Raw genomic sequence first — 6,483 nt, forward strand, 5'->3', positions numbered from 1 at the left:
GTCCTAGGATGCGATCGGGACGCCGCCGCGCGGGCGGGCGAATGTCTCGATTTCGCCGTCCTGGTATGTCGCCATGCCGGTTGAACGATAGCCCAGCTTGCCCGCGACGTTGACCGAGGCGGCATTGCCGGGATCGATGATGCAGCCGGTCTGCGGCGCATCAAGCGTCGCATCGGCCCAGGCCAGGATCGCGCGCATCGCCTCGGTGCCATAGCCCTTGCCCGCGGCGGTTTCGGCAAGCACCCAGCCGGCCTCGGGATAGGCGTCGATCGCCGCGATATCGCGCATGGCGTGCATCAGCCCGGCGATCCCGACGCGCGTCCCGCTTTTGCGTTCCTCGATCAGCCAATAGCCATAGCCGAACAGTTCCCACTGACCAAAATTGAGCAGGAAGCGCGGCCAGTTCTCGGCCCGGGTGCGCGGCTTGCCGCCAATGTAGCGATTGACCGCCTCGCTTTGCCAGGTCGTGTCGAACCAGTCGAAATCGTCGCGGGCATAGCCGCGCAGGCGCAGGCGTTCGGTGGTGAGCTCGGGGGCAAGGTGCGACATTGCGCGGGTAAACCGCCGCTGTGCCGCAGAGTCAATCAGGCGTGTGCAGCGACCGGGGCTGCGGCGCCCTCATGCGACATGACTGCGGCCTGATAATCGCTTTCGTACAGGCCGATCAGCGCGCGGTCGTCGTGCTTCCACGGATGGAAACCGGGCAGGAACCACGCCAGCCACGCGCCCGCGACCTTGCGGAACATGCCGGGCGAGACGAACACATAGCGCAATATCCCGGCCAACGCGCGAGGACCGGTAATGCCATCCTGCGCGAGCAGATCGAGCATTCCGGTGATCCGCTTGGTGGTGAATTGCTGGGTGACCTTGAGCATGACGATCGACTTGACCTTCCAGCGGCGCCAGCGCGTCCAGTCGCGCGTCGCGTGGAGGAAGGTGTCGTAGGCGACGCCCTTGTGCTCGATTTCCTCGGCGGCGTGCCAGCGCCACAATTGGCGCGATTCGGCATCGGCTCCGGCGAGGTGCTTCGGATTGGCGAGCAGCTGCTGCGCGATGATCGCGGTGAAGTGTTCAAGCGCCATCGTCACGATCAGGTTGGCGATTGGCGGGCGGTCCCTGGTCAGTTCGAGCGATTCGGCGACCTGCCGTTCGATCCGGGTCACGTCATAGCCGGCATCGATGACGCGGCGATTGAACGCGACATGCTCGCGACTGTGCATCACTTCCTGCTTGGTGAAGGCGCGGATTTCCTGGCCGAGCCGATCGGGCGTGCCGTCGCGGAATGCCTTGACGCTCTCGACGAAAAACGCCTCGCCCTTGGGAAAGGTTAGCGACAAGGCATTGTAAAAGGCCGTCGCGAAGGGATCGTTGCCATGCCACCATCTTTGTTGCACGGTCTCCTGGTCGCGCCCGAAGCGACGGTCGCGTGGCGTGATGATAAGGTCGGCGGGGGTCATGGCTCTGCTCATCTTTCGAATGTGGAGTTAACTGACACCAATGTCAATAGAGCGCAAACGCCTGACCCCTGCCGAAAGCCGCTCTGCTGCGTTGGTTGCGGCGCGCGCGCTTTTGATCGAGACTGGTCCGCAGGCGGTGACGCTGAAGGCGGTCGCCGGGCGGATCGGCCGGACGCATGCCAACCTCCTTCACCATTTCGGCTCGGCATCGGGGCTGCAGAAGGCGCTGGCCGACTATATCGGAGAGACGGTCTGCGCGGCGATCGGCGCGGCGGTCCTGCGCACGCGCAGCGGCGAAGGCAGCGCGCGCGATATCGTCGATCTCACCTTCGACGCGTTCGACAAGGAAGGCGCCGGGGCGCTGGCTTCGTGGATGCTGGTATCGGGCAACGAGGACGCGCTCGATCCGATCGTCGAGCGGATCCATGCGCTGGTCGACGACCTTGCCGAGACCGGCCATGACGACGTCGCGCTCCACGACGACACGCTGTCGCTCGTCCTGACTGCGCTCGGCGACGCGCTGATGGGGGAGGCGATGGCCGCCTCGCTCGGGCTGCCGCGCACACGCGCACGCGAACTGGCAACCGCCCAGCTCGAAGCGTCGCTGGTTCGCTGGAAGGGAGAGGCGGCCTAACTCTCGCGCAAAAGAAAAGGGCGACCTGCAGGCCGCCCTTTCATTGTCTATTGTTGATCGGTTGCGATCAATGCGCGTCCATCGCGTGCTTGAGCTGGCTCATCTGGTCGTGGCCGCGCTTTACCGAGGTGTAGCAGTCGGCGATGCACGTCTTGGTATCGGCCGACAGATCGTCGTCCTTCAGCGCGTCATCGAATTTCGACTTGATATGGTCTTCGCCGCGCTCGACTTCGGCAACGACCGCGTCGTCGTCACGCTCGCCGGTAACGGCATCGCGCAGCGACAGGAAGACGCGATGGGCGCCCGCCAGGATCGTGCCGTCGTCCTCTGGGTTGCCGCCAGCGGCGCGGACCTTGGCCTGCATCGTGCGGACGACTTCTTCGCGTTCGTTGGCGCGCGCGCGGAAGGTCTCGGCGAGCGTGGCATGGTCGGCCTTGTCGGCGGCTTCGCGATAGCCGTCGACGCTGTCGAGCGTGGTCGCGATCAACGAGTTGAGCGTGCGCGTGTCATGGTCGGTCATCATGGTGAATAGCTCCTGTAGTGAATGGCTTAGTATCTCTCCTTTCAACGAGCATGGCGGCAAAAGTTTCCGCGCAGCCTAGGAAAATCGCCGGGCTTGCCCGCTCATCGTCCGCCAACGCGCGGATCGCTGGTCAAAACCGCCCGCTTGGCCTAAACGCGCGCCATGCATTTTCTCGATCAAGCCAAGATTTTCGTCAGCTCCGGCGCGGGCGGTGGCGGCGCCGTGTCGTTCCGCCGCGAAAAGTACATTCAGTATGGCGGTCCCGACGGCGGCAATGGCGGCAAGGGCGGCGACATCATCTTCGAGGCGGTCCAGGGCCTCAACACGCTGATCGACTTTCGCTACACACAGCATTTCAAGGCGCCGCGTGGCAAGGGCGGCATGGGCCGCGACCGCACCGGTGCGGGCGGCGACGACCTGGTCATCAAGGTGCCGGTCGGTACGCAAGTGCTCGCCGATGACGAGGAGCGCAGCCTGATCGTCGACCTGACGCGGGTCGGCGAGCGCGTGAAGCTACTCCGCGGCGGCGATGGCGGCCGCGGCAACGCCAGCTACAAGAGCTCGACCAACCGTGCCCCGCGCCAGCACGAGCCGGGCTGGCCGGGCGAGGAACAATGGGTCTGGCTGCGGCTGAAGCTGCTCGCCGATGTCGGCCTGGTCGGCCTGCCCAATGCGGGCAAGTCGACCTTCATCAACGCAATCACCAATGCCAAGGCGAAGGTCGGCGCCTATCCCTTCACGACGTTGCGCCCGCAGCTCGGCGTCGTCGGGCACAAGGGCCGCGAATTCGTCGTCGCCGACATTCCCGGCCTGATCGAAGGCGCGGCCGACGGTGCAGGGATCGGCGACCGCTTCCTCGGCCATGTCGAGCGCTGCCGCGTGCTGATCCACCTGGTCGATGCGCATGGCGACGACCCCGTCCTCGCCTGGCAGACGGTCCAGACCGAGCTCGCCGCCTATGGCGAAGGCCTCGAGAGCAAGCCGCAGATCCTCGCGCTCAACAAATCGGACCTGCTCGACGACGAGCTGATGGCCGCGGTGACGCAGGACCTCAAGGCGGCGGGCGCGCCCGATCCCTATCCGCTGTCGGGTGCGACCGGTGCGGGGCTCGAACCGATCCTCGACCAGGTGCTCGGCTATCTGCCCGATTCGAGCTCGATCGAAATGCCGACCGAGACGCAGGACGACGATGGCGAGACGGCGGCGTGGTCGCCGATCTGACCTGATGACTGCCGATCCGATGAAAGTGATCGCACTGACCGGCGCAACGGGCTTCGTCGGATCGACGCTGCTCGATCGTGCGCTCGCGGCGGGTCATGACGTGCGGGCGCTGACCCGCCGACCGCAGCCGCACCGCGACGGCGTCAGCTGGATCGCCGGTGCGCTCGACGATCATGCCGCGCTGGCCGCGCTCGTCGATGGCGCCGATGCGGTCGTCCATGTCGCAGGCGCGGTCAATGCGCGCGATCGCGCCGGTTTCGCCGCCGCCAATATCGCCGGGACCGAAGCGGTCGTTGACGCCGCGCGCACCGCCGGCGTGATGCGCTTCATCCACGTCTCCTCGCTCGCCGCGCGCGAACCTGCACTGAGCGATTACGGCTGGTCGAAAACCGGCGCCGAGACCGTCGTGATGGGCAGCGGGCTCGACTGGACGATCGTCCGCCCGCCCGCGATCTATGGCCCGCGCGATACCGAAATGCTCGCGATGTTCACGATGGCGGCGCGCGGGCTCGTGCTGCTGCCCCCCGCGGGACGCATGTCGGTGATCCATGCTGCCGACCTCGCCAACCTGCTGCTCGCGCTGGTCGACGGCGGGCGCGATTATGTCGGCCAGGTGTTCGAACCCGATGACGGGCGCCCCAATGGCTGGTCGCATCGCGGCTTTGCGCGCGCGCTCGGCAAGGGCGTCGGGCGCAGCGTCTCGACGATTTCGATGCCCGGCTGGCTGGTGCGCGTCGCCGCACGCACGGCGCGCATTGTCCGCCGCGACAAGGCCAAGCTGACCCCCGACCGCGCCGCCTATTTCTGCCATCCCGACTGGACCGCCAGCGCCAGCCGGCGCCCGCCGAGCGACCTGTGGACCCCGACGGTCGAGACGCAGCGCGGCCTTGCCGATACCGCCAAATGGTACCGCGCCGAGGGCTGGCTTTAGCGCCAGGCCTGCCATTCTCCCGCCGTATTCACTTGCCAAGGCGAACGCGCGTCGGGCAATTAGCCCGCCAAAGCGACCCCATAAGGATGCACCCATGACCGACCGCGCCGCCACGTTCGAAACCGTCAAGGCCCAGATCGAACCGTTCAATGCCAAGGGCGTCGCGCTGAGCGACGCGACGACGTTTGCCGGCGATCTCGAATGGGACAGCCTGACCGTGATGGACTTCGTCGCGGCGATCGAGGACGAATTCGACATCATCATCACGATGAACATGCAGGCCGAGATCGAAAGCGTCGGCCAGCTCGTCGATGCGGTCGAGAAACTGAAGGCCTGATCCGATGACCGACGCCCCGATGCCCGACAAGCCCGTGGTCCGCGAAGGCGGCACGCCCGACCTGTTCACCAAGTTCGATCCGCTGATCAAGCAGCGCGAGGATTTGCTCGCGACCGGTCAGCAGGACCCGTTCAGCCTCGTCATGGAAAAGGTCGAATCGCCGACCGTGGCGATCTGCAACGGCAATCGGACGATCCTGCTCGGCACCTACAATTACATGGGCATGACCTTCGATCCCGACGTCATCGCGGCGGGCAAGAAGGCGCTCGACGAATTCGGCGCGGGCACCACCGGCAGCCGCGTGCTCAACGGGACGTACCAGGGTCACAAGGAGTGCGAAGAGGCGCTCAAGGACTTCTACGACATGGACCACGCGATGGTCTTCTCGACGGGTTACCAGGCCAATCTCGGGATCATCTCGGTGCTCGCCGGCAAGGACGATTACGTCGTCATCGATACCGACAGCCACGCCTCGATCTATGACGGCTGTGCGATGGGCAATGCCCAGATCGTCGCCTTCCGCCACAATGATGTCGAGGCGCTCGAAAAGCGGCTCAAGCGCCTCCCCGCCGATGCGGGCAAGCTTGTCGTCCTCGAAGGCGTTTATTCGATGCTCGGCGACGTGGCCCCGCTCAAGGAGATGGTCCGCGTCTGCAAGGAAGCGGGCGCGATGGTGCTGGTCGACGAGGCGCATTCGATGGGCTTCATCGGCGAGAACGGCCGCGGCGTCGCCGAGGACCAGGGCGTCATCGACGACGTCGATTTCATCATCGGCACGTTTTCCAAATCGGTCGGCACGGTCGGCGGCTTTTGCGTTTCGAACCATCCCAAGTTCGAAATCCTGCGCCTCGTCTGCCGCCCTTACGTCTTTACCGCCAGCCTGCCGCCGAGCGTCGTCGCGACCGCCGAGACAAGCATCCGCAAGCTGATGCACGGATCGAACAAGCGCGCGCATTTGTGGGAAAACTCCAAGCGCCTGCACGGCGGGCTCAGGGATCTGGGCTTCACGCTCGGCACCGATACGCCGCAATCGGCGATCATCGCGGTAATCATGCCCGATCTCGAAAAGGGCGCCGCAATGTGGCAGGCACTGCTCGAGAACGGCCTTTACGTAAACCTCGCCCGCCCGCCCGCAACGCCCGCTAACATGACGCTGCTGCGCTGCTCGCTGTGCGCCGAGCACACCGCCGAACAGGTGAGCGAGATTCTCGGCATTTTTGAGAAGAGCGGCAAGGCGGTCGGGATCATCTGATGGGAGCGGCAGGGCGCTGAACGACCGCTTTTGGGTGGTTAGCGGACAATACGCTAATCGCGCAGTGGCGGCGCTCTTAAATCGGCGGCCAAGTTCTCAAGCCAATAGTAAAGAAGCGCGCCTTCCAA

General features: G+C 65.3%; 8 protein-coding genes. 5 read left to right on the forward strand and 3 right to left on the reverse strand.

Annotated elements, in window-relative coordinates:
- Window positions 1-3: 3 nt before the first annotated feature.
- Together FSZ31_RS12710 and FSZ31_RS12715 are read right to left on the reverse strand one after the other, a co-directional pair.
- Window positions 4-549, reverse strand: a complete 546-nt coding sequence (locus FSZ31_RS12710) for a GNAT family N-acetyltransferase (protein WP_147123779.1) — start codon at window positions 547-549, stop codon at window positions 4-6.
- A gap of 35 nt (window positions 550-584) precedes the next feature.
- The gene (locus FSZ31_RS12715; protein WP_147123780.1) at window positions 585-1,469 is read right to left on the reverse strand and encodes a metal-dependent hydrolase; all 885 of its coding nucleotides are present in this window, start codon (window positions 1,467-1,469) and stop codon (window positions 585-587) included.
- 28 nt (window positions 1,470-1,497) lie between these two features.
- Between FSZ31_RS12715 and FSZ31_RS12720 the strand changes: the two genes are divergently transcribed.
- Complete coding sequence (locus FSZ31_RS12720; RefSeq protein ID WP_147123781.1) at window positions 1,498-2,091, forward strand: TetR/AcrR family transcriptional regulator; 594 nt, start codon at window positions 1,498-1,500, stop codon at window positions 2,089-2,091.
- Between the two features lie 67 nt (window positions 2,092-2,158).
- Here FSZ31_RS12720 and FSZ31_RS12725 read toward each other — a convergent pair whose 3' ends face one another.
- Complete coding sequence (locus FSZ31_RS12725; protein ID WP_236643821.1) at window positions 2,159-2,614, reverse strand: ferritin-like domain-containing protein; 456 nt, start codon at window positions 2,612-2,614, stop codon at window positions 2,159-2,161.
- Window positions 2,615-2,776: 162 nt separating this feature from the next.
- Between FSZ31_RS12725 and obgE the strand changes: the two genes are divergently transcribed.
- The 4 genes from obgE (at window position 2,777) to spt (ending at window position 6,355) form a co-directional block, all read left to right on the forward strand.
- Window positions 2,777-3,835, forward strand: coding sequence for a GTPase ObgE (gene obgE / locus FSZ31_RS12730; RefSeq protein ID WP_147123782.1), 1,059 nt, complete (start codon window positions 2,777-2,779; stop codon window positions 3,833-3,835).
- A gap of 4 nt (window positions 3,836-3,839) precedes the next feature.
- Window positions 3,840-4,766: an NAD-dependent epimerase/dehydratase family protein gene (locus FSZ31_RS12735; protein ID WP_236643822.1), complete on the forward strand. Its 927-nt coding sequence runs from the start codon at window positions 3,840-3,842 to the stop codon at window positions 4,764-4,766.
- A gap of 94 nt (window positions 4,767-4,860) precedes the next feature.
- The gene (locus FSZ31_RS12740) at window positions 4,861-5,103 is read left to right on the forward strand and encodes an acyl carrier protein (protein ID WP_147123783.1); all 243 of its coding nucleotides are present in this window, start codon (window positions 4,861-4,863) and stop codon (window positions 5,101-5,103) included.
- 4 nt (window positions 5,104-5,107) lie between these two features.
- Window positions 5,108-6,355: a serine palmitoyltransferase gene (spt, locus tag FSZ31_RS12745; protein WP_147123784.1), complete on the forward strand. Its 1,248-nt coding sequence runs from the start codon at window positions 5,108-5,110 to the stop codon at window positions 6,353-6,355.
- Window positions 6,356-6,483: the final 128 nt, after the last annotated feature.

Source organism: Flavisphingopyxis soli, assembly GCF_007995095.1.
GTDB classification, from domain to species: Bacteria; Pseudomonadota; Alphaproteobacteria; order Sphingomonadales; family Sphingomonadaceae; genus Flavisphingopyxis; species Flavisphingopyxis soli.